Source organism: Paracoccus thiocyanatus (genome assembly GCF_900156255.1).
Classification (GTDB): Bacteria; Pseudomonadota; Alphaproteobacteria; order Rhodobacterales; family Rhodobacteraceae; genus Paracoccus; species Paracoccus thiocyanatus.
The window spans coordinates 15852-38302 of sequence record NZ_FTMK01000024.1 but is presented as its reverse complement, the minus strand read 5'-3'; the positions used below and the strand labels follow the sequence as shown (position 1 = coordinate 38302).

At 62.6% G+C, this 22451-nt stretch carries 22 protein-coding genes; 12 read left to right on the top strand and 10 right to left on the bottom strand.

All coding sequences use genetic code 11. The annotated features are described in order from the left end of the window. Window positions 1-131 precede the first annotated feature (131 nt). Window positions 132-1091, bottom strand: a complete 960-nt coding sequence (locus tag F3H32_RS14690; protein ID WP_149766485.1) for a hypothetical protein — start codon at window positions 1089-1091, stop codon at window positions 132-134. Window positions 1092-1108: 17 nt separating this feature from the next. Next, window positions 1109-5977 (bottom strand): DEAD/DEAH box helicase, encoded by a 4869-nt coding sequence (locus F3H32_RS14685; RefSeq protein ID WP_149766484.1) that lies wholly within the window; start codon window positions 5975-5977, stop codon window positions 1109-1111. A 398-nt stretch (window positions 5978-6375) separates the two neighbouring features. On the opposite strand from F3H32_RS14685, the gene F3H32_RS14680 reads away from it, so the two are divergent. Then, the gene (locus F3H32_RS14680; protein WP_149766483.1) at window positions 6376-7671 is read left to right on the top strand and encodes a tyrosine-type recombinase/integrase; all 1296 of its coding nucleotides are present in this window, start codon (window positions 6376-6378) and stop codon (window positions 7669-7671) included. Here the strand turns inward: F3H32_RS14680 and F3H32_RS14675 are convergent. Continuing rightward, window positions 7634-8431 (bottom strand): hypothetical protein, encoded by a 798-nt coding sequence (locus tag F3H32_RS14675; RefSeq protein WP_223191475.1) that lies wholly within the window; start codon window positions 8429-8431, stop codon window positions 7634-7636. The genes F3H32_RS14680 and F3H32_RS14675 overlap by 38 nt on opposite strands. Before the next feature lie 40 nt (window positions 8432-8471). Here F3H32_RS14675 and F3H32_RS14670 point away from each other — a divergent pair, with 40 nt between their 5' ends. The 6 genes from F3H32_RS14670 (at window position 8472) to F3H32_RS14645 (ending at window position 13341) form a co-directional block, all read left to right on the top strand. Beyond that, window positions 8472-8732, top strand: coding sequence for a helix-turn-helix transcriptional regulator (locus F3H32_RS14670; protein ID WP_149766482.1), 261 nt, complete (start codon window positions 8472-8474; stop codon window positions 8730-8732). Beyond that, window positions 8729-8935 (top strand): hypothetical protein, encoded by a 207-nt coding sequence (locus F3H32_RS14665; RefSeq protein ID WP_149766481.1) that lies wholly within the window; start codon window positions 8729-8731, stop codon window positions 8933-8935. The genes F3H32_RS14670 and F3H32_RS14665 overlap by 4 nt, the downstream gene beginning before the upstream one ends. After that, on the top strand, window positions 8932-9846 hold the full coding sequence (locus tag F3H32_RS14660) for a helix-turn-helix domain-containing protein (protein WP_149766480.1): 915 nt from the start codon (window positions 8932-8934) through the stop codon (window positions 9844-9846). The genes F3H32_RS14665 and F3H32_RS14660 overlap by 4 nt, the downstream gene beginning before the upstream one ends. Further along, window positions 9843-10331, top strand: a complete 489-nt coding sequence (locus F3H32_RS14655) for a DUF6362 family protein (RefSeq protein ID WP_188128674.1) — start codon at window positions 9843-9845, stop codon at window positions 10329-10331. The genes F3H32_RS14660 and F3H32_RS14655 overlap by 4 nt, the downstream gene beginning before the upstream one ends. Window positions 10332-10648: 317 nt before the next feature. After that, complete coding sequence (locus F3H32_RS14650) at window positions 10649-11980, top strand: site-specific DNA-methyltransferase (protein WP_149766479.1); 1332 nt, start codon at window positions 10649-10651, stop codon at window positions 11978-11980. Further along, window positions 11977-13341 carry a site-specific DNA-methyltransferase gene (locus tag F3H32_RS14645; RefSeq protein WP_149766478.1) on the top strand — a complete coding sequence of 455 codons (1365 nt, stop codon included), beginning with the start codon at window positions 11977-11979 and terminating at the stop codon, window positions 13339-13341. Before F3H32_RS14650 ends, F3H32_RS14645 begins: the two co-directional genes overlap by 4 nt. Here F3H32_RS14645 and F3H32_RS14640 read toward each other — a convergent pair. The 7 genes from F3H32_RS14640 to F3H32_RS14610 form a co-directional block, all read right to left on the bottom strand. Continuing rightward, entirely contained in the window at window positions 13307-13618 is a 312-nt protein-coding gene (locus F3H32_RS14640; protein ID WP_223191474.1) for a type II toxin-antitoxin system RelE/ParE family toxin, read from the bottom strand. The two genes, F3H32_RS14645 and F3H32_RS14640, sit on opposite strands and share 35 nt — an antisense overlap. Then, window positions 13615-13890 (bottom strand): type II toxin-antitoxin system Phd/YefM family antitoxin, encoded by a 276-nt coding sequence (locus tag F3H32_RS14635; protein WP_149766477.1) that lies wholly within the window; start codon window positions 13888-13890, stop codon window positions 13615-13617. The genes F3H32_RS14640 and F3H32_RS14635 overlap by 4 nt, the downstream gene beginning before the upstream one ends. 181 nt (window positions 13891-14071) lie before the next feature. After that, the gene (locus F3H32_RS14630; RefSeq protein WP_149766476.1) at window positions 14072-14461 is read right to left on the bottom strand and encodes a type II toxin-antitoxin system death-on-curing family toxin; all 390 of its coding nucleotides are present in this window, start codon (window positions 14459-14461) and stop codon (window positions 14072-14074) included. Continuing rightward, window positions 14458-14688 carry a hypothetical protein gene (locus F3H32_RS14625; protein ID WP_149766475.1) on the bottom strand — a complete coding sequence of 77 codons (231 nt, stop codon included), beginning with the start codon at window positions 14686-14688 and terminating at the stop codon, window positions 14458-14460. The genes F3H32_RS14630 and F3H32_RS14625 overlap by 4 nt, the downstream gene beginning before the upstream one ends. A 66-nt stretch (window positions 14689-14754) precedes the next feature. Next, the gene (locus F3H32_RS14620) at window positions 14755-15132 is read right to left on the bottom strand and encodes a hypothetical protein (RefSeq protein WP_149766474.1); all 378 of its coding nucleotides are present in this window, start codon (window positions 15130-15132) and stop codon (window positions 14755-14757) included. Window positions 15133-15135: 3 nt separating this feature from the next. After that, a complete protein-coding gene (locus F3H32_RS14615; protein ID WP_149766473.1) occupies window positions 15136-15699 on the bottom strand; it encodes a DUF3489 domain-containing protein in 564 nt (187 codons plus the stop codon). Next, window positions 15696-15938 carry a hypothetical protein gene (locus F3H32_RS14610; protein WP_149766472.1) on the bottom strand — a complete coding sequence of 81 codons (243 nt, stop codon included), beginning with the start codon at window positions 15936-15938 and terminating at the stop codon, window positions 15696-15698. Before F3H32_RS14610 ends, F3H32_RS14615 begins: the two co-directional genes overlap by 4 nt. A 145-nt stretch (window positions 15939-16083) precedes the next feature. Here F3H32_RS14610 and F3H32_RS14605 point away from each other — a divergent pair, with 145 nt between their 5' ends. The 5 genes from F3H32_RS14605 to F3H32_RS14585 are packed head-to-tail and all read left to right on the top strand — an operon-like array spanning window position 16084 to window position 22433. Continuing rightward, window positions 16084-16680, top strand: coding sequence for an elements of external origin (locus tag F3H32_RS14605; RefSeq protein ID WP_149766471.1), 597 nt, complete (start codon window positions 16084-16086; stop codon window positions 16678-16680). Then, window positions 16667-18652, top strand: a complete 1986-nt coding sequence (locus tag F3H32_RS14600; protein WP_223191473.1) for a phage terminase large subunit family protein — start codon at window positions 16667-16669, stop codon at window positions 18650-18652. The genes F3H32_RS14605 and F3H32_RS14600 overlap by 14 nt, the downstream gene beginning before the upstream one ends. Further along, window positions 18643-18855, top strand: a complete 213-nt coding sequence (locus F3H32_RS14595) for a phage head-tail joining protein (protein WP_316702689.1) — start codon at window positions 18643-18645, stop codon at window positions 18853-18855. Before F3H32_RS14600 ends, F3H32_RS14595 begins: the two co-directional genes overlap by 10 nt. Before the next feature lie 2 nt (window positions 18856-18857). Continuing rightward, window positions 18858-20393, top strand: coding sequence for a phage portal protein (locus tag F3H32_RS14590; protein ID WP_149766468.1), 1536 nt, complete (start codon window positions 18858-18860; stop codon window positions 20391-20393). Between the two features lie 3 nt (window positions 20394-20396). Further along, a complete protein-coding gene (locus F3H32_RS14585; RefSeq protein WP_149766467.1) occupies window positions 20397-22433 on the top strand; it encodes a prohead protease/major capsid protein fusion protein in 2037 nt (678 codons plus the stop codon). Window positions 22434-22451: the final 18 nt, after the last annotated feature.

The following is a 22451-nucleotide window of genomic DNA, read 5'->3' as shown; positions in this document are numbered from 1 at the left end:
CCTGCGTTTCCGCATTCCTGATCTCCTCGTCCTTGGAAACCAGCAAACGTCAGATCGTAGCTTCCGTCACTGTCCAATTTCCGGGGAGTAGCTCAACCGTCAGGACTTTGGTATGCCTCTGCAGAGCCATATCATCCGCCCAAGTTTCTTGCCAGATCGCTCATTTTCTGGATCATATCATTCCGAAACTCATTATATCGCTGCGTCAGAGGTCGATCGAAGTTTCTAACCACCTCGTTCTGAACAAATGCTTGCTCAAGGATCTCGTCGCCAACTGGCGAAACTTCGGTAGCTCTGATCTGACCATTTTCAGCCTTAATCCTCACGAACACCTGAGTGGTGTCTACGCCACCTCGGAAGTCGCGAATAAATCCCCCTATCCTGCCAAATACCGTGCGCGCCTGATCTTCAGTCACACGACGCTTTATCTGCCAGTGCGCTTGGTGCACCACATCTTGGACTAGGGGATCCTCATCCAGCCCATCCTCATGATTCTCTTCGTGACTTATAAACTGCACATCTTGAAGCGTGCCGGTTCTCAAAGCCTCTCGGATAGTTTTTGACTGATAGCCATCAATCTCAAAGACAGGATTGAAGGCCCTGACGTTTCCTTCACCATCTTCAACCTCCTTCGCATATCGCGGCTCTCGACACGCCCACCCCAAGTGATCTTTCACAGACGCCAAATGAACCCCAGGAACTTTCTCAATCAATACTGGGTATCTCCCCTGCTGATCAGGGGTTCTTCCGATTAGAACATGTGATGAAAAGTGGCTGCCTTCCTCATCTGCCTTATCGATGTCCCGCGTGTTAAGGGTTTGGAAGTCCACATAAGATACGCCAGAAACGTTCTTGTCCCCGACCTGGAGCATCACCACGTAGTAATCCGCATTCTCAATGACATCGGAGCACCACATCAGCCTGCTATTGTTTGCGTAAGGGCGATGGGAAGCTTGTCGCCCAAGACGATCCCTTAAGGCAGAGATCACATCACCGACCTCAAATCGCGGAGCAAAATGAGGCGCATTGGCGCGGTTTCGCATTGCCATTCGCCCCACCAATACCCAACGGTAGTCTAAGGGTAACGCCATCCTTTGGCTCCTGTATATTACACAATCTTCAGTTCCGGCAACCCGTTCACGATCTTCATCGTCTCGAGGCTGACGGTGATGACGCGGCGGAAGAGGTCGAGGGGGTATCGAGGGTCACCGACGGTTTCGTTAGCGTAGTCGTTGGCGTCGTTGGTGATGCCGCTGGCTTTATCGGTTTTGACCACCTGGCGCTCCATCACCCAGTCGAGGGCGGGCTTGCCGTTCACGACGTATTCCCAGGCTTCGAGGGGGATGTTCTGCATGGTGATGTTGTCGTTGTAGATAACGGTGGTGCGGTCCTTGTCCCTGCCCTTGCCGCCAAGCTTCATCTTTTTCACGCGGTAGAAGTTCACCGGGTCGGTTTGGGCCTCGGGGATCAGGCGGTGGTCGCCTTCCTTGAAGGTGACCATGTAAGGGTCGACGGTCTCGAAATTCACATGCAGGTGGCCGAGGGCGCGGCCAGCCTCGCGAAAGGCGACAAAGTCGACAAAGCTTTTCACCGCCGGAATACGTGGTAGCTGCTTCATCAGGTTGTTCTTGAAACGGTCGCGGTAATCGGGCGAGTGCAGCAGGCCATAGATGTAATAGAACAGATCTTCCTTGCTGATCTCTTCGCCCGGATAGGCGCGCTGGAAATGCCCGAGGCCCTCATCGGTGATGGCATCGTGGCGTGTGAGGCCGTTAGCCTGATTGCCCGTAGCGGCGAAGAGGCCATTATCGGGCTGGGTTTCTTCATAAAGGTAGAGGGGAAAGCATTGGCCCTTCTCGATATTATCAAGACAAGGCATCGTATCTGACATTAAGGCGGAGAAGTTTTTTGCGCCAACGCCAGAGACTTGTATGATCGAGTTGCGAGCCTCCTTATAGGGGAACATTCGCGGCATCTGATAGATGCGATTGTTCAAAATCGGATCAAAATACAGATGCTGTTTCTGGAATGGCCTATAGATACTCGGGAACAATTTGTCCTCCGAGAATTCTAGCCTCACACCTCGCGCGAAGTGCTTCAAAATATCGCCGCCCCAGCTGAAGGCTCTTTCGTCTATAGTGACGAAGTTAATTAGTTTTTCGGGCTCAGGGCGCTGATCGAATCCGGAAAATCGAGACAGCTCTAGATTGTAAAAGTTGATGCTACTTTTAACTTTATCGGAGAGGCGAGAGAGACTGCTATTGAAAACCCATGCATCACGGCTGCTCGTCACACCTCTCGAATTCTGCCCAAATATCCCCCCAGATATTTCCATGAAGACGTCGAAGCGGCGATCCACCTGATCCAGCCAATCGTTGTTTTCATCCGGCGTGATGTTTTTCCAGCCTTTGGCTCGCGAAATACCCCCAACTGACCCGAAGTCTCGAATGATGGCCAGCTTTTTCTTCTGATCGAGATAGTCGCCAATGTCGTGGAAATGGATGCGCCCGTGCTCGGCGGCGTCGGGGTTCTTGATAAGGATGGAAATCGCAATCGGCGCGCGACTGCCCGAGCCGAAAATCTTGCCGCCTTCCTTTCGCGAAAGCTCACCGGATGTACGTTGGTTCCCCCGCAAATGGAAGATGTAGAGATCGCTGAACTCTTCGGCGAGGCATTTGCGCATCCCATCAGCGGCGTTCCCATCAATCCAGCCAGCATTGGTCACGAAAGCCATGACGCCCGCATCGCCGATCCGATCGCTGGCCCAACGGAAAGCGCGGATATAGCTGTCATAGAGCGAGTTCTTCAACGTCGCCGTCGAATGCGCGGCATAGGTATCGCGGATTTTCGCATCCAGTTGCGGGTAGGCGATGTTGGCGGCGTTGTCATTGGCGCTGTTCTGCCCTGCCGAGTAGGGCGGGTTCCCCATGATCACCCGGATATCCAGCGCCTTCTGCTTGGCGCGGCGTTCCGAGTTGTCGGGCAGGAGGTTCGCGACCATGTCGCGCTCCTGCTCATACATCTGGAAAGTGTCGGTCAGCAGGATTCCGGTGAAGGGCTCATAGGGGGCATCGGCCTGCAAGGCGCCATGGGCGAGTTCGTGATAGACGGTCTCGATATTCACGGCGGCGATGTAATAGGCCAGCAGCACGATCTCGTTGGCGTGGATCTCATGCCGGTATTTGTGCGCAAGCTCTTCGGGCTTGATCAGCCCCGATTGGAGCAGCCGGGTGATGAAGGTGCCGGTGCCGGTGAAGGGGTCGAGGATATGGACGCCCTTTGATCCCAGCGTCTGGCCGAACTGTTCCTTGAGCACGTCATTCACCGAATGGATGATGAAATCCACCACCTCGACCGGGGTATAGACGATGCCGAGGCGCTGCGTGAGGCGCGGGAACGCGTTGCGGAAGAAGCGGTCGTAAAGCTCGGTGATCAGGGTCTGGCGGCCCTGTGCGGTCTGCACCCCCTCGGCACGGCGGGCGACGCTGGCATAGAACTTGTCGAGGCTCTCGGCTTCCTTGGCGAGGTTGTGTTCGTGCAACTGGCCCAGCACCGTCTCCATCGCGCGGGAGACCGGGTTTTCGGTGGTGAAGCGGCTGCCCTTGAACAGCGCATCAAAGACCGGCTTCGTGATCAGGTGCTGCGCCAAGGTCTCGATCGCCTCGGCCTCGGTGATCTCGGGGTTCAGGTCATCGCGCAGCTCATCAAGAAAGGCGCGGAAGGCGTCCTGCTCCGGCCCCGGCTTGCTGACGATGCTGGTGATGCGGGTGATATGGGTCTGGGCGATCTGAGCGATGTCCTTGGCCCAAGTGTCCCAATAGTCGCGGGTGCCGCATTTTTCGACGATCTTGGCCATGATGGCGCGGGTGAATTCGTCGAAAACGAAGCTGCCCTGTTCGGGTGCGCTATGGATGACCGGGTCACGGCCCTCCTTGCCGATATCAACGCCAGCTTTTTCGGCGCGGGTCTTGCTGAGGCTGATGTCATCGACAACGGCGGTCAGTTCGCGCAGCTCGGTCTCGGACGAGATGCGGACCAGTTCCACCTTGTCGCTGATATCCTCGCCGATCTTGGCCTGGTTGATACGGGCGTCAAGGCGATCGTCATGGGCACGCAGCGCGTTCAGGATCTGCCAGACGACCTGATAGCGCTCATTGTCCTTCAGAGCCTCCTCGGGCGTGGTCTTGGGAGGGATCGCGACAGGCAGGATGACATAGCCCATCTTCTTGCCCTCGGCGCGGCGCATGACGCGGCCGACGGATTGCACCACGTCGATCTGGCTCTTGCGCGGGTGCATAAACATGATCGCGTCGAGCGCGGGGACATCGACGCCTTCGGAGAGCACGCGGGCATTGGTCAGGATGCGGCAGGTGTCCTCGCCTGCGTCGGCCTTGAGCCAATTCAGCATTTCCTCGCGGGCGGTGGCATTGAAGCTACCGTCGACATGACGAACTTCGGTCGCAAGGTGGCGGCTGTCATCAATCAGATCATTGCCGGTGTATTCGTCGACGACAGCGGTAAATTCATCCTCAATGATCTTGGACTTTGCAATGGTCTGGCAGAAGGCCAGCGCCCGGCGCATAGGGCGGGGATCGAAAGCCAAATCATCGGTCAGATCGACCTTGGTCAGCGCCTTGTAACAGCCGATGATCTTGGTCGCGTCATCGAGGGTGAGTTCGGCGCCATCTTTGAGGCGATTCTGGATGGTGTCCGAGATCAGCTCCTCATCCACCGCAAGCACCACGACCTTGTAATCGGTCAGCAGGTTGTTTTCGACCGCCCAGCCGAAGCCGCGATGGAACAGATCCTTGCCGAACTTTTTTTCGTCATCCATCGACGCCAGTTCGGCATCATGATCATCGGCCTTGCGCCGAGCGGCGTCGCCAAAGATGCGCGGCGTCGCCGTCATATAGAGGCGTTTCTTGGCCGCCACGTGCTCATTGCTGTGGATGCGCACGAAGGTGCTGTCGTCTTCATCCTTCAATGTCACGCCAGTGGTGCGATGGGCCTCGTCGCAGATCACCAGATCAAATTCCGGCAACCCATGCTCTTTCTGAGCCCGGGTCAGCACGTCAATCGAATGATAGGTCGAGAAGACCACGGTCATCCGATCACCCGGCGCGGCCGCAACCTGCTGGGCAAGCTTTTGCGGATCCGTCGTAGCCGGAAAGGCCAAGTCGTGAACATTGAGGTCCAGGCTGTCAGGGTCCGCATTACGACCGATTTTTACATCAGAGCACGCCGAGAACGCCGTGAATTCCTGCTCGCGATCATTGCTCCATTCGCGCACGGTCTGCGACATCAGTGCAAGCGAGGGCACCATGAACAGCACCCGCTTTCCCGGACCTGCCATCGCTTCGGCGATACGTAGCGCCGTAAAAGTCTTGCCGGTGCCGCAGGCCATGATCATCTTGCCGCGATCCGCCTCGGCCAACCCTTCGGTCACCGCCCGCAGAGCATCGCGCTGATGATCGCGCAGTTTCTTCTTCGGCGCGAGGCTGACTGTCCCGGTGCGCAGGAATTGCGACCAATCGATACGGCTTGCTTCCAGTTCACTTAGGCCGATCCGCAACCAGTCCTTCGACAGCTTTTCGAGCGTGTCCTCGGCATTCTTGCCAAAATCCTTCTGCGTCGTGTCGACGATGATCAGCCGTGTAAACAACTCATTGGACGCGGCAGAAATGAAGCTGTCGATATCGGGTTTTTGGATCCTGTGGTCAGGAGCGTAAAATTTACACTGGATCGCGGCGTAGCCTGAACCATCCGCCAAGGTCGCAACGAGATCGATCCCGGTATCGGTTTTGCTCCAACCCTGTGCTTTGGCCCATTTGGCGAATGGTACGACAGCAGAATAATACTGCTTCTGCGTATCATCATTTTCGAGGAAGACTCGGACGACCCGCTCAAAGTAACTTCCCTTTTCGGTCTCATCCCGTGCGGCCTGGCGGTAGGTATTCAATAAATCGCGCAGTTGCATCAAATCCGCCTGTCCCAGAATACTGTTATATCGACCGCTTTAGGCGGCTTCCTGCCGATCCTAGCCCCCCGTTACGGTTGAATCCAGATGAGAATGCCCCCAGCGCTCTCCGGTGCTGCGTTGCGGCGCGTCATACGCCAGATGCCCCCTTCTTGGAGGCTAATGACCTTTGTCAATCTGACACCACCCCTGCGTGGATGCAGTACTGAACTCATGTTTCCACCGCCTCGATCCGGGTGTCTGGAAACTCCACAGCCGCTTACGCCCCGCTTCCACCCGACCGGCGCGATTTGCGCCCTTTCCGCGCCGGTCCGCGCCTGTTTTCCGGACCCGCAATCATCTCGTTGATAAGGCGGCACATCTACGCATGTGTCGGATCGTCAAACGAGGGACAGGTCTTGCGAAACAGAGAAAGATTAACCGAAAAGCTGGTCCGGGCGGCGGAGACGCGCCCGAAGGCATGGCAGATTTTCGACACCGAGGTGTTGGGGCTGTCGATCTGCATCTATCCAAGCGGCAGCCGCAGCTTCATGTTCGACTACCGCGCCGCCGGGCGGCAGCGTCGGCTGACGATCGGGCGCTGGCCGGAATGGAACGTCACCGCTGCCCGCGAGCGGGCCAAGATGCTGCGCCGCGATGTCGATGGCGGGCTGGATCCGCTGTCAGAGCGCGAGGAGATCCGCGAGGCACCACGCTTTCCCGATCTGGTGGCGCGCTATCTGCGCGAACATGCTGCCCATCTGGCGCCGCGCAACGCCGCCGATCAAGAATCCATGCTGAAAAAGCTGATCGAGCCGCATTGGAAGCACCGGCTGGTGGCCGATATCGACGCCGCCGATGTCGAACGGGTGCTGAACCTGATCGCTGAGGGCCGGTCGCGCCCGGCCAAGAAGAAACCGAAGACCAAGCGGCGCACCCCGCTGAAGCCGCCAAGGCCCACGCCGGTGCGGGCCAATCGCGCGGGCGAGATGCTGCGCAAGGTCTTCAACCTCGCCATCGCGTGGAAGATGCGGCCCGACAATCCAGCGGTTGGTTTTCGGCGCCGTGTTGAAACCGAGCGTGAGCGCTTCCTCGACATGAAGGAGATCGCCCGGCTCAGCGAGGCGCTGGGCGCGGCCGAGGATCAGCGCGCAGCCAGCATCATCCGCATGTGCATGCTGACCGGCGCCCGGCTGGGCGAGGTCAGGACAGCGCGTTTTGAACATTTCGATCTGGAGCGCGGCGCATGGGTCAAACCCGCCGCCAATACCAAGCAGCGCCGGGTCCACCGCGTGCCGATTTCGGCCGACACAGCGGCATTGGTGCGGACAAGGCTTTCCGCCGTGCCGGTCGGTTGCGGCTGGCTGTTTCCGGGGGACGTCGCGGACAAGGATCAGCCGGTACAAGAAATCCGCCGCTTCTGGATGGGCATTCAGGATCAGGCCGGGTTGCCGGGGGTGCGGATCCACGATCTACGCCATACCTTCGCCTCGCTGCTGGTCAGCGGCGGCGCATCGCTGGAAATGATCGGCAAGCTGTTGGGCCATTCGCAATCCAGCACCACCATGCGCTATGCCCACCTGATGGATTCTCCTCTGCGAGCGGGTGTCGATGCAGTGGCCGACATGATGCGGGTCCGGCCGAGGCTCGTGCATTCCGTATCCCCGGCCGAAGAGGTTACGCCTCCGCTTGCAGCAAACGCCAAATCGGGCTGATCCGCTTGCGGATCGTGCTTTCGTCCGGCGCATCGCCATCCGTGCTGGTGGCAATGAACCAGTCCTGCATCTCGCCGATCAGATCACCCTGCTTTTCAGGTAGTCCGTTACGGAAAATACGCAGGATCATGGCACCGTAAAAGCCATGCCAATCATAGCCTTTGGACGAATCCGTGCTCGGGCGCCGGAAAATTCCATGCTGATCTTCAAATCGCGCCACTGCATCGGCCGTGATCATCAGATCCGCCCGCGTGATCCGCAGGCCCTTATCCTGTGGCGCGATATGTTTCCACTCCTCACTGCCCGGGGCCCGAACACGGCGAACCGTGCCTTTTTGAGGCCCGGTTCCGCAGCGGCGAAACAGCGGCAGGATGTCGGTTGGCGAGATAACGACCAGTCCTGCAAGATTATCTTCACCAAAGCTGGTTGGCGGTATTCCGGTCACGATTTCAATACGATCCATCATGGCCCAATCAGCGATGTCGGCGAGTGTGCAGCCCCAGCGGGCAGCGGCCTCTGACAGGTTGAATAAAGCACGAGGCGGTAGTGACATGACATAGTCCTGAACAATTAACACAAATCCTGCCAATAACGCGCGGTTGTCTTTTGTGAGTTGATCTCTCTCATGGGCTGTATTGGCTGCCCTGTCGTCGGCATGCGCCCCTATTCCTTTTCCCCCTCCAAGCCCCATAAAACATGAACCGGCGTAGTTCCGGCAATTCCGCGCCGGTCCAATCCGCGCCTCCGGTCCCCTGCTCATGCTCTGCCTTGCCCTGCAATCACGAGGGAAGGACCGGATCATGACCCATCAGACCGAAACCACCGCCGCTATCAGTGCAAACAACCCGGAAGGGCTGCTGGATGACTGGATGCCGCGCAGCGAACTGGCCGGCATCATCGGTGTCAGCGCCGATACGCTGAAACGCTGGGAGACACGACGCATCGGCCCACCCTGCATCCGGATCGGGCGCAAAGTGCTTTATCGGCGCGGCGCAGTGCGCGACTGGCTGCTGGACCAGGAGAGCCACAAGACCGCCGGCCGCAGGAGAGCGGGCCGATGAGGGGTGATCGCGACAGGCCCGGCCTGGCCCCACTTTGGAGCATTATCTTCGCCCTCATGCTGATCATAGCCTCCCTGCTCATCGGTGCATTGGTCTGGATCGCATTGATGCGCATCGACTGGACGGAGGTGCTGCGCTTCATCGCACCCACAGCCTTCGAGACCCGCTCGATCGAGGAAATCCTCGAGGGAGGGTGGCGGTGAGCAACCTGATCTCAGCGTCTGTCCAGCGCCGCGTGGTCGGTTCGGCCACACGTAAATCGGTGCTGCTCTACATGGCTGACAAGGCCGCCGATGACGGCACCGGCATCTGGACCTCCAAAGCCAATATCGCCCGTGATCTGGAACTGTCGCGGCGCGCGGTGCAGATCGCCATTCAGGAGCTGATCCGCGATGGGCTGGTCAAGGAGGCGGGCCAGCGCGACTGCAAGCATGGGTTCACAATCGAATATGCCATCGAGTCGCAGGCTGTGGATAACCTGCCCTCAACGCGCGAACAGCCTGTGGATAACTCGTCCCGAACCCGCGAACAGGGTTCACCCCGTGAATCTAGTGCACGGGTAACCCGTGAACGTGGTTCACCCCACCCCGTGAACCAGATTCACCCGAACCATCCTTATAGAGATACTACTACGCAGCTGACCGATGACCCGCCTGTGGATAACTCCGATCCGCAGGCCCGCTGTCTCGCGGTCGCCGGTCCCGGTCTCTGCCCGGCATCTCGGACGGCGATCATCGAGACCGCCGAGGTGATCGAGGGCTGGCTGCGCGAGGGGATGGACATTGATGCCGACATCCTGCCGGTGATCCGGGCGCGGACGCCGACCATCCGCATCAGCCCGATCCGGACATGGGCCTATTTCACCGATGCGGTGCGGGCGGCCCATCGGCAACGCCTACGCCAGCCGGCAAGGCCGCAAGGCGCAGAGAAAGCCGGTGCCCCGGCCAACCCGCAGCTGCAATTTTTTGCCGATTGGGTGAACTCGGATCGCTATCTGCCCGCGAACGCCATCTCCAACGCCATTGCGCTGACCCTGCTGGAGGCCGGGCTGACCAGCGTCGAGCGCCTTGCCCAGCGCGGCATTCCCGTTCCGGCCAGGAAGGACCGCCCATGATCACCCCGCGCGAGATTGAAGATCGGCTCGAGGAAGCCGCGCTGACTTTGCGCCGACTGCCGAACCCGCCCGGTTCGGGTGCGCGCGGATATGGCAGGTCCTGGCCGGAATATATTCACGAGGCCAAGCATGCCTATGGCTATGAACAAGCCACGATGCGGGTGATCCCCAACCCCCAGGAAATCCAGCACATGGAAGAGGCGCTGGCATGGCTGGCGCTGATCGGCGGCGACAGCGAGCAGGCCATCATCGACAATCGCCGCATCGTCTGGATGCGGGCCGAAGGCCATCGCTGGAAGCAGATTTGCCGCGCGGTGGGCTGCGTGCGCTCCACCGCCTGGCGGCGCTGGACAGCGGCGCTGATCACCATCGCCAACCGATTGAACAGGCAAAGGAAAAGCAGCGCCCGCCCGCGCGGTGCAAAATCGGCAGGTGACAACGAGGGCGGCAAACCGGACGGCGGGGGCGCAAACAGGCCACCGTGAGGGCGCGAACAGGTCGAACTTAGGGCGCGACAAATATCACCAGATCGGGCCATATTACCCATAAGATCGGGCCTGCGCTGCCCAACTGGCCAACCGCCCCCCCGCTCTGGTTCCTCCGCCGCCTTATTGCTATGCGGGGGGCAGCAGCGCGCTAGTCCTCTAGCGTCAAAGGATTTTTCTGGGTTTCCACCCTTGGGTTGCCACTTTGGGTTGCCGGGGTTGCCACCCGCTTCGCCACACACGGACACTCACCTGTCCATAACTTCAGGCCCGCCTGCCCTCGGGCAGCGGGTCTTTTCTTTTGGAGCCCGTGCCCCTTGCAGATCGAAATCATACCGGTCGAGCAGTTGGTGCCCTATACCCGCAACGCACGCACCCATTCCGAGGATCAGGTGGCCCAGATCGCCGCCTCGATTGCGGAATTCGGTTTCACCAACCCAATCCTGATCGGCGAGGACGCGGGCATCATCGCCGGCCATGGGCGGCTGATGGCGGCGCAGCGGCTGGGACTGACTGAGGTGCCGGTGATCCGGCTGGTACATCTGACCGAGGTACAACGCCGCGCGCTGGTCATCGCCGACAACCGCATCGCCGAAAATGCCGGCTGGGACGAGGAATTACTCGCCTCAGAACTGGCCGCGCTGCAGGAGCTGAGTTTCGATCTCGATCTGGTCGGCTTCAGCGAAGAGGATCTGGCCGGGCTGCTGGGCGAGATCGATGGCGAGATGCCCGGCGGCGCGGTAGAGGGCGAGGACGACATCCCCGAGCCGCCCGCCCAGCCCGTCACCCGCCCCGGCGATCTGTGGATCCTCGGCAACCATCGCCTGCTTTGTGGTGACAGCACCGTCACCTCAGATGTCGAGCGGGTGCTGGCTGGGATCACCCCGCTCCTGATGGTCACCGACCCGCCCTATGGCGTGGAATACGACCCCGCCTGGCGCAACCAGACCGGTGCTTCCGCCACCAGACGCACCGGCAAGGTGCTGAACGACGACCGCGCCGACTGGCGCGAGGCCTGGGCGCTGTTTCCGGGCGATGTGGCCTATGTCTGGCATGGCGCCCTGCACGCGACCACGGTCGCCGACAGCCTGATCGCCTGCGGCTTCAATATCCGCTCGCAGATCATCTGGGCGAAGGACCGCCTGATCCTCAGCCGCGGCGATTACCACTGGCAGCACGAGCCCTGCTGGTATGCGGTCCGCAAGACCGGCAAAGGCCATTGGGCCGGCGACCGCAAGCAGACCACGCTCTGGCATATCAGCCATCGCGATCAGGATGCCGAGACCGTGCACGGAACGCAAAAGCCGGTCGAATGCATGCGCCGCCCGGTGCTGAACAATTCCAGCCCCGGTCAGGCGATCTATGAGCCGTTCATGGGGTCCGGCACCACGTTGATCGCCGCCGAGACCACCGGGCGCGTCTGCCTCGGCATCGAGCTAAACCCGGCTTACGTCGATGTCGCGGTTGAACGTTGGCAGAACCTCACGGGCCAGGCGGCGGTGCTGGAGGGCGACGGGCGTTCCTTTGCAGAGATCGCGGGCAACCGAACGACCGATGATCCTGCTGACAGCAGCACGCTCGCTGCTGATGACCAGGCTGCGGCACCCGACCCACCCAAACAGACCCGGAAGCGCAAAGCGGACGCATGATGCAGATCGAGATGATGGCCGTCGGGCAGCTGACCCCCTACGCGCGTAACGCCCGCACCCATTCGCCGGATCAGGTCGCCCAGATCGCCGCCTCCATCGCGGAATTCGGCTTCACCAACCCGATTCTGATCGGTGCGGATGGGGTGATCATCGCTGGTCATGGGCGTCTGATGGCGGCGCGGCAACTGGGGCTGGCCGAGGTGCCGGTGATCCGGCTGGCGCATCTGAGCGAGGTCCAGCGCCGGGCGCTGGTCATTGCCGACAACCGCATCGCCGAGAATGCTGGCTGGGACGAGGAACTGCTGCGCGCCGAGTTGGCAGCGCTGCAGGGGCTGGATTTCGACCTCGATCTGGTCGGGTTCTCGGACGCGGAACTGGAGGAACTGCTCGGGGAGGCGGAAGTATCGGGTTTCGGCGCCGATCCGGAGGAGGAAGAGGACGAAATCCCTGAGCCGCCCGAGGACCCGATCACCCGCCCCGGCGATATCTGGATCCTTGGCGATCAGCGGTTGATGTGCGGCGACAGCACCGATGTGGCGGCGGTTTCGGCGCTGATGGGCGACGAACGTGCTACGCTCCTCTTCACCTCGCCGCCCTATGGTCAGCAGCGCGACTATGGCGCGGCCAAGGAAAAAGTCGGCGATTGGGACAGGCTGATGCGCGGGGTTTTTGCGGCAGCGCCAGTCAGCGATGACGCGCAGCTGCTGGTCAATCTCGGCCTGGTGCATCGCGACAACGAATGGGTATCCTATTGGGAGGGCTGGATAGGCTGGATGCAAATGCAGGGCTGGCGGCGGTTCGGCTGGTATGTCTGGGATCAGGGGCCCGGCCTGCCCGGCGACTGGAACGGGCGGCTGGCACCGGCGCATGAGTTCGTCTTTCATTTCAACCGCGCGTCGCGGCGGCCCAACAAGACAGTCGAGAGCAAGCATGCCGGCGAGACGCTGGGCGGCGGCGGCTTGCGTGCGGCCGATGGCACGGTGACGGCCAAGCATGGCGCCGGCAATGCCATCCAGAGCCACCGCATCCCCGACAGTGTCATCCGGGTGATGCGCCACAAGGGCGCCATTGCCGGCGGCGCGCATCCGGCGGTGTTCCCGGTCAGGCTGGCCGAGGAGATGATCGCCGCCTGGAGCGATGAGGGCGATCTGCTTTACGAGCCCTTTACCGGCTCCGGCTCGCAGCTGATCGCCGCGACACGGCTCGGGCGCCGCTGTTTCGGAATGGAGCTGGACCCGGCCTATTGCGACGTCGCGCTGCGCCGCTGGCAGCTGATGACCGGCGGCACCGCCACCCATGCCGAGACCGGCACCAGCTTCGAGGCGATCAGGGTCGCCAATCACCACGGCGGCCATGCCTGACATGCAGGACATGCACCGCACCGTCGATCAGCGCATAGTAAATCCGCCAGCGTGTGCTGCGCCCATAAAGAACGCGCCGGATCTCCAGATCGAAGGCACCGGATTCAGGGGCAACCGGATGCGCCTCCGGGAAGGAGCCGAGCGCCATGATCACCTGCCGGATGCCGGCAAGCCATTCGTCACCCGCACGCGGATTGCGTTCGCGCAGCCACGCCCATGCCTCGGTCAGATCGCCCGCCGCCTGCGGCGTGACGATCACCGCCCGCGCGGGCTTCATTCCGTCCGGGCCAGTTGCTCAAAGAAACGCCCGGCCTCGACCCCTTCACCGGCACGCGCCTGTGCCAGCCCCTTGCGGATCCCGGTGATGGCCTCGGCATGGTCAAGCCGGTCCTGCATCTCCTGCCAGACGGCGGCGTCCATCACCACGACCGACGGCTTGCCATTGACGGTCAGGATCTGCGGCTGCCCGGTCTCCTTCATGCGCGCGATCATGCGCGCCGAGTCGCGCTTGAACTCGGTCAGCGGGCTGATGTCTCGGGTGATATCCATGGTGGGCCTCGCTTTGCGCATCGAAATCAATGCGAATATAGTGCTTCATCCGATGCGGGTCGAGAGGCAACCGCCACCAAGCTCAACGGCTCCACTCAAGGTGCTGCGGGCGACCGGCAGGCAAATACCAGCTCGCTTGCCGGGCATATAAGACCTGCATTTTGGCACCGATCAGAGGCGGCTACCGGTCCGGCAAGGCGATGGGCGTGGTGTTGGCGCGCAGCCAGACGGCCAGACGGGCGATGTCAAAAGTCCCGGCTTCATGTGAGCTGATGATAAATCTGTAGGTCTCGGCGGCCGGGGCGCTGATGCACAGGCCGTTGATGGCAAGAAAGGTCCAGGTCACGGCGAAAGCCGTGCGCTTGTTGCCGTCAATGAAAGGGTGATTTTGCGCCAGGCTCTCCCATAGCGCGGCCGCTTCCTCGATCAGATCGGCATAATAACCGGTCTGCGGCCGGAACAGGGCCGCTTCCAGCAGGCCCGGATCGCGGATACCGGGTGTGCCACCATAGCGGGCGATCTGATCGGCATGGATGGCCAGCGCTTCGACCGCCGTCAGGTAGTCGGTCATTCAGCCAGTTTCTTGTAGAGCTCGGCGTAATGGTCATGGCTGGCCTGATAGGCTGCCATGACATGACTGCGCGGCCGGCCTTGCCGGCGCTTTTCGATCAGATCGGACAATGCTTCGTCGACAAGGGCCTGAATCTGTCTGCCCTCGCTCTGGGCGAGGCTGCGGATGGTCGCCAGAACATCCGCGTCAACCTGTGTGGCGAATTTCTCGCGGATCGGTGCCGTCATAGGGAATCTCCTGAACCTGTTATGAATATCATGATGGATCATGACAGATCAAGAAGGGCGGCGCCGTCAATCGCGCGGTCCTGATAAATGGCCGCTCAAGGCGCTGATGGCGTCCTGTTCGGCCTGATGGCGCTGGGCGGCATCTGGCGGGTCGCGGCGCGCATCAAGGATGGCCACAAACAGCGCCCGGCAGGCAGCGGCCAGTTCATCGGCGCCCGCAGCACTGAGGTCAACGTCATGGATGGCGCGGGCCTCGCCCAGATCGGTGATGCCGTAGATGGTAGCGAACTCGGCCTCAGCCGGCGCGCAGGTGATGATAGAGGTTTCAGATGCACCTTCGGCTGCATCGTCGCGGCAAAAGCGGATGTCGATGCGCTCGATACATTCGCGTCGGACGAAGTCGGCCAAGACCTCCTGTTCCGGCAGGCAGTTGAAGGAAATCATGACTCAGCCCCCTGTGGCAATGCGGTAGACCGTCCCGCGCCCGTCGATCTTCTCGGAATTGACAATCAACCCGAGGCGCTTTTTCAAGACGCCGGAAATGGCACCCCGCACGGTGTGGCCCTGCCATTCCAGTGCGCCGGCGGCCTCGGTGATGCTTGCTCCTTCCGGGCGCTGCAGAAGCGCGATCAGCGCTGCCTGCTTGGTGCCAGTGCGGGCGGACGAGGCGACAGCCGGCGGCGCGACGGGCACCGCCGCATCTCGCGCCATGCGCCCCTGTCGGGCGTTGGCAATGGCACCCGCCACCAGCGGCTCGATGCCGACGGCGGCAAGCCCGGCCTCGGTGGCAATCAGCGTGGTGCCATGACCAGCACCGGTTTCGCGCCAGATCGGCTCACGACGGCGGGTATTGGCCTCGACCTCCTCAATGAGGCCTTTCGCCAACAGCGCCCGCAGCACGCGATCGGCAATGCTGCCGTGCAAATTATCGGGCAGCGGCAGGACAAGATTGCCGGGCCGGGTTGCGGCACGGCGCAGCAGGAAAGCTTGGGTCGAACTGGGCCGGGTCATTCTGTACACTCCCCTTCGCCAAAGGCGCTGTCGGTGATCTGGCGCAGAAGGTCCGCGTAATGCGCGACTGTGCCGACATGGCCCCAGTTCACCGCATCGGGGTCGGCGTGGAAATGATCATCGCTCAGCGCGGCAAGGCGGCCGAGCATGGCGTCAATCTCGGCTTTCTTGCTGACGAAGGCGGCAAGCGCGGCGGCCTGGTTGTTTTGGGTTTTCTCGGCGCGGGGCGGGTAAGTCATGGCGTGGTCTCCGGGTTCTGGGTTGCATCGTTTCGGTGCAATCAGAATCGCTCACCACGCCCCTGAAGTGTAGGTTAATCGTAGCAATATCATTGCTTTATGCTGCTCGCCCGACCATTGGGCGCAAATCAAGGAATCGGGCGGAATGGGACTATCGCGCCGGCAATATGCGGCGCATCGCGGCGTCAGCCACACCGCAGTGGGCAAGGCCATCGCCTCGGGGCGCATTACCCTTGAGCCTGATGGCAGCATCGACCCCGCCCGCGCCGACCGGCAATGGGACGCGCAGACCGATCCGGCCAAGCAGCGCGGCGTGCATGCCCGCGCCTTGGGCAGCGCCAGTGCCGCCCGCGCAGCAGCCGCGACACGACCGGTGCCGCGCGCCGCCATCGAGTCGATGGGCGAGACCCTGCGCGAAGCCGGCGCCGAACCCGATCCTGGCACGGGCGGTGAGGTGTCGTTCCTGCGCGCGCGGATGGCTAATGAGGTGCTGAAGGCCCAGACCGCCAAGGTGAAGCTGGCCAAGATGAAGGGCGAGCTGGTCGATCGGGCACGTACCACGGCCATGGTCTTCGATCTGGCGCGGCGCGAACGCGATGCCTGGCAGGGCTGGCCTGCGCGGGTGGCCGCGAACATGGCCGCCGATCTGGGCGTCGATGCGCATCAGATGGAGCAGGTTCTGGACAAATACCTGCGCAAACATTTGGCCGATCTGGCGGAGGTCAAGATTGAGCTTCGCTGATTTCGAGGGCGCCGATGATATCCGCAATGCCTGGCTGGCCGGCCTTGCTCCGGATCCGGCGCTCACCGTCTCGCAATGGTCGGATCGGCACCGGATCCTGTCCTCGCGCGCCGCCTCCGAGGCTGGACCCTATCGCACCGCCCGCACACCTTTCATGCGCGGGATCATGGATGCGCTCTCGCCCGGCGATCCGGTTCGCCGCGTGGTGTTCATGAAGGCAGCCCAGGTTGGTGCGACCGAGGGCGGCAATAACTGGATCGGGTTCTGCATGCATCAGGCGCCGGGACCATTTCTGGCGGTGCAGCCGACGGTTGATCTCGCAAAACGCCTGTCGCAGCAGCGGATCGACCCGCTGATTGAAGAAAGCCCGGAATTGCGCGAACTGGTGATGCCGTCGCGATCACGCGACAGCGGCAATACCATCCTCGGCAAGCGCTTTCCGGGCGGCCAGCTGATCCTGACCGGCGCCAACAGCGCCGTGGGCCTGCGTTCGATGCCGGCGCGCTGGGTGTTTCTGGACGAGGTCGATGCTTATCCGGGCGATCTTGATGGCGAGGGCGATCCCATTGCACTGGCCGAAGCCCGCACGATCAGCTTCGGGCATCGGGCCAAGGTGTTTCTAGCCTCGACGCCCACGATCACGGGCCTGTCGCGGATCGAACGGGAATATGAGATGAGCGATCAGCGCCGCTATCACCTGCCCTGCCCCCTTTGCGGCGCATTGCAATGGTTGAAGTTCGAGCGGCTGCAATGGGAAACCGGCCGGCCCGAGACCGTCGCCTATCTTTGCGAGCATTGTAACGAGCCGATCGAGGAACGCCACAAGACCTGGATGATGGACGAGGCAAACGGCGCCTGCTGGCAGGCCACGGCCGATGATGAAACCCGCGCCCGTGCCAAGGCCGCCGGCGTGGTCGGGTTTCACATCTCGGGGCTTTACTCGCCGCTGGGCTGGCTGAGTTGGGAAAGCATCGCGCGGGATTGGGAAACCGCGCAGGGCAATGACGCGGCGCTGAAAACCCTGAAAAACACGGTTCTAGGCGAGACATGGCAGGAACGCGGCGAGGCCCCGGACTGGCAGCGCCTCTATGAGCGGCGCGAGGATTGGCATCTGGGCGAGGTGCCCGAGGGCGCGCTGATCCTGACCGCCGGCGCGGACGTGCAGCGCGACCGGATCGAGATCGACGTCTGGGGCTGGGGCGCGAACCTTGAATCCTGGCTGATCGATCACGTCGTGCTGGAAGGCGACACGGCCCGCGAGGATGTGTGGAACGATCTGACCGAGTTTCTGGGCGAGACATGGCCGCATGCGAACGGGGCGCGGATGGCGCTGGCCCGGCTGGCGATCGACACCGGCGACGGCGCGACCACGGATGCGGTCTATGCCTGGGCGCGGGCCATGGGCCACGGGCAGGTGCTGGCGATCAAGGGCGTCGGTGGCTTTGACCGATCCACCCCGGTGGACGGGCCCACCTATGTCGATGTGACCGAGGGCGGGCGCAAGATCAGGCGCGGGGTGCGGCTGTGGAAAGTCGCAGGCGCGGTGTTCAAATCGGAAACCTACCGCTGGCTGCGCCTGTCGGCCCCGACCGACGAGGATCTGGCCGAGGGCACCGGCTGGCCGGCCGGCTTCCTGCATATCCCGCGCGGCACCACGGCCGAGTGGACCAAGCAACTGACCGCCGAGCAGTTGATGACCGTCAAAACCCGGCAGGGATTCCAGCGCCTCGAATGGCGGCAGACCCGCGACCGCAACGAGGCGCTGGACTGCCGGGTCTATGCCCGTGCCGCCGCCTGGCTGATGGGGATCGACCGCTGGGACGAGACCAAATGGGACGATCTGCGCGCGCAGGTCAGCCCCGGATCCGCTGATATGCGCCCGGCCGGGCAGCCGCATCGGCAATCAGTCAAACCGCCCCCGCCCCGACAGTCGGGCTGGATGGGCCCCAGATCGAGAGGTTCATGGTTCTGATGGCCTGGACGCATACTGAACTTGAGGCCCTGCGCCGGGCCTATGCCTCGGGCACCCTGCGGGTCAGCTATGACGGCAAAACGCTGGAATATGGCTCGGCCTCCGATCTGCTCAGCCGGATCCGCACGATCGAGGGCGAAATGTCCGCCGGCGCGGGCCGCCCCCTGCCCGTCGCCGGGTTTGCCAGCTTTCGGCGGAACTGATCATGGCGAAACCGACAGACACCACCCCGGACGTGCGCTGGGGAATGATGGATGCTGCGCTGGCCACAGTCGCGCCGCGTTCGGCCGCCCGGCGCTATGCCGCACGGGTCGCAATCTCGAATCTGCGCCGGGGATATGAGGCGGCGGCGCGTGGGCGCGGCACCTCGGGCTGGCAGGCCGGCAGCACATCGGCCGACGCCGAGATTTCCAGCGCCGGGGCCGCGCTGCGGGACCGGATGCGCGACCTCGTGCGCAACAACCCCATCGCTGCGCAGGCGGTGCAGGTGCTGGTCAACAATATCGTCGGCACCGGGATCCGGCCCCGCGCCGCGACGGCAGACCCCGTTCTGAACAAACAGGTCGATGATCTCTGGCGCGCATGGGCGGCGCGCTGCGATCAGCACGGGCACACGGATTTTCACGGGGTTCTCGGTCTGGCGGTGCGCCAGATGATCGAGGGCGGCGAGGTATTCGCCATCGCCCGGCCAGTGCCCCGCGCCGAGCGTGGCCGGGGCGTCCCGCTGCGTATCGAGTTGCGCGAGGCCGATCACCTCGACGGCGCACGGTTCGAGAGCCGCGCCGATGGGTCGCGGATTGATCAGGGGATCGAATATGACCGCAATGGCCGGCGCACCGGCTATTGGATGTTCCCCGATCATCCGGGCAGCAGATCGCCGGTTTTCGCGCGCCGCCTGGAGTCGGTTCGCGTGGCCGGTGATCAGGTCGCGCATCTGTTCGAGCGGCAGCGGGTCCAGAGCCGGGGCGTGCCATGGGGCGCACCGGCCATGCGCGCGATCCGCGACGTGGATGATTGGCAGCATGCCGAACTGGTCCGCAAGAAAACCGAAGCCTGCCTTGTCGGCATCGTCTTCGGCGCGGATGAAGATCAGCAATCGATCGCCCCAGTGATCGAGGACAGCATGGGCAACAGGGTCGAACAGTTCGAGCCGGGCCTGATCGCCTATGCGCGCGGCGGCAAGGACATAAAATTCAACCAGCCGACCTCGACGGCGGGCGTCTATGAATGGCACCGGACCCAGCTTCATATCATCGCGGCCGGGTTCCGCGTCCCTTATTCGATGATGACCGGCGATCTGTCGCAGGCGAATTTCTCATCCACCCGTGCGGGCCTCAACGAGTTTCGGCGCATGGTCGAACAGATCCAGTGGCAGACCGTCATCCCGATGTTCTGCGAGCCGATCTGGCGGTGGTTTATCGATGCGGCCCAGATACAGGGCCTGCTGCCCGATGACGGCGAAATCCTCGCCGAATGGGGGACGCCGAAATTCGAGAGCGTCAATCCGCTGCAGGATGCGCAAGCCGATCTGCTCGAGGTCCGCGCCGGGTTCTCGACCCTGCCGCAGCAGATCGCGCGGCGGGGCTACGACCCGGCCGAGATCATCACCGAATGGGCGGATTTCGCCAAGAAAGCCGACGCGGCCGGCCTCGTGTTCGACAGCGACCCGCGCAAGGTCACCAAGGCGGGCCTCGTGCAGAGTGCCGATCCGACCGCGCCCGGCGCGGATAATCAGGAGTAAATCATGGACACTGAACAAATCCTCGACCTGCCCGTGATCGGGCGGGCCGGCACCCTGCAATCTGTCGATGAGACAGCGCGCACATTCGAGGTGCTGTGGACCACAGGCGCGCAGGTGCGCCGCTATTCCTGGGCGCGCGACGAGGAATTTGACGAAGAACTGGTCGTGTCGGCGGATGCGATGCGGCTGGATCGGCTGAACAGCGGCGCGCCGTTCCTCAATTCGCACTCGTCCTGGAGCCTGCGCGACATTCTGGGCGTGGTCGAGGATGGATCGATCCGCATTGAGGGCGGCCAGGGCTTCGCCCGCATCCGCCTGTCCGAGCGCGATGAGGTGGAGCCGATCTGGCGCGATATCAAATCCGGCATCATCCGCAATGTCTCGGTCGGCTACCGCGTCCACAAGTTCGAGCGGGTGGCGAAACCCGACCGCACCGATGGCGGTCAGCGGGCGCTTTACCGCGCTATCGATTGGGAACCGCTGGAAATCTCTGCCGTCGCGATCGGGGCTGACCCCGGTGCCGGCATGCGATCCGAGGGCGGGCAGGCTGATGCCCGGCGCAACTCCTGCACCCTCGTGACGAGGGCAGGCAACGCGGCACCCGCCGCAGAAACCCCGAAAGGCAATGATATGACTGTCCAGAACACCACGGCGGGTGACGATGAAACCCGCACCGCCCAAACCCCGACGCAGACCCCTGCCGCCTCGGAAACGGCCCCGGCCGCGCCCGACGCGGAGGCTATCCGCGCGGCCGAACGCACCCGCGTCAGCACCATCATGACGCTCTGCGCCCGCCACGGGCTGGATGCAGCATTTCAAACCGACCTGATCGCGCGCGGCGTCTCGATCGGCGAGGCCCGCGAGGCCGTTCTCGACAAACTGGTCGAGGGCGATACCGCCGGCCGCACGGTCGAGACCGCCCCCGCACAGGCCCGCGGCACCGGCGCGACCGACGCTGCCTATCGCGATGCAGTCAGCGAGGCGCTGATGCACCGCGCCAATCCGGGCGCTGCATCCGTCTCGGATGCGGCCCGCGAGTTCCGAGGCCTGTCACTGATGGAAATGGCGCGGCACGCGCTGGAACGCGCCGGGATCCGCACCGCCGGCATGTCCAAGATGGAACTGGCCGGCGCGGCGCTGGGCCAGCAGCGTTCGGTTGGATATCACGCCACCGGCGATTTCCCGGCGATCCTCGCCAATGTCGCCGGAAAGACGCTGCGCGACTCCTATGCATCCACGCCCCGGACGTTTGCCGCCTGGGCGCGGCGCGCCACAATCACCGATTTCAAGCCGGTGAGCCGCACCCAGCTTGGTGGCGCACCTGACCTGCAAAAGGTGCTGGAATCGGGCGAGTTCCAATATGGGACGATCGGCGAGGGCAAGGAGGTCTATGCGCTGGCCTCCTATGGCCGGATCATCGCCATCACCCGGCAGGCGCTGATCAACGACGATCTGGACGCCTTCGCGCGCATCCCGGCTGCGTTTGGTGCATCGGCTGCCGATCTGGAATCGGATATTGTCTATTCGATCCTGATGCAAAACCCGGCAATGGCTGACGGCACCGCCCTGTTCCATGCCACCCACGGCAACCTGGGCAGCGCATCGGTGGTCTCGGAGGCGGCGCTGGCTGCCGCCTATCGCGCCTTCGGCCAGAAAAAGGGGATTGAGGATCGGCTGATTTCGATCCTGCCGCGCTTCATCCTCGTGCCGCCCGGAAGCCGCTCGGTCGAGGCGCGCAAGCAGGTCACCGCGACCACGCCGGGCAGCACGACGGGCGTCAATACCTTTGCAAACCGCCTGGAGGTGATCGAGGAACCGCGCCTGATCCCGGCTGCCGGTCAGGATCCGTGGTTCCTCGCCGCCGACCCCGCGCGCATCGATACCATCGAATACGCCTATCTGGACGGTCAGGAAGGCGTGTTCACCGAAACCCGCATGGGCTTCGAGGTCGATGGGATCGAGATCAAGGCACGCCACGATTTCGCGGCCAAGGCGATCGACTGGCGCGGCCTGTGGAAAAACCCCGGCGCGGCGGCGTGAGATCAGAGCGGGTTGAAC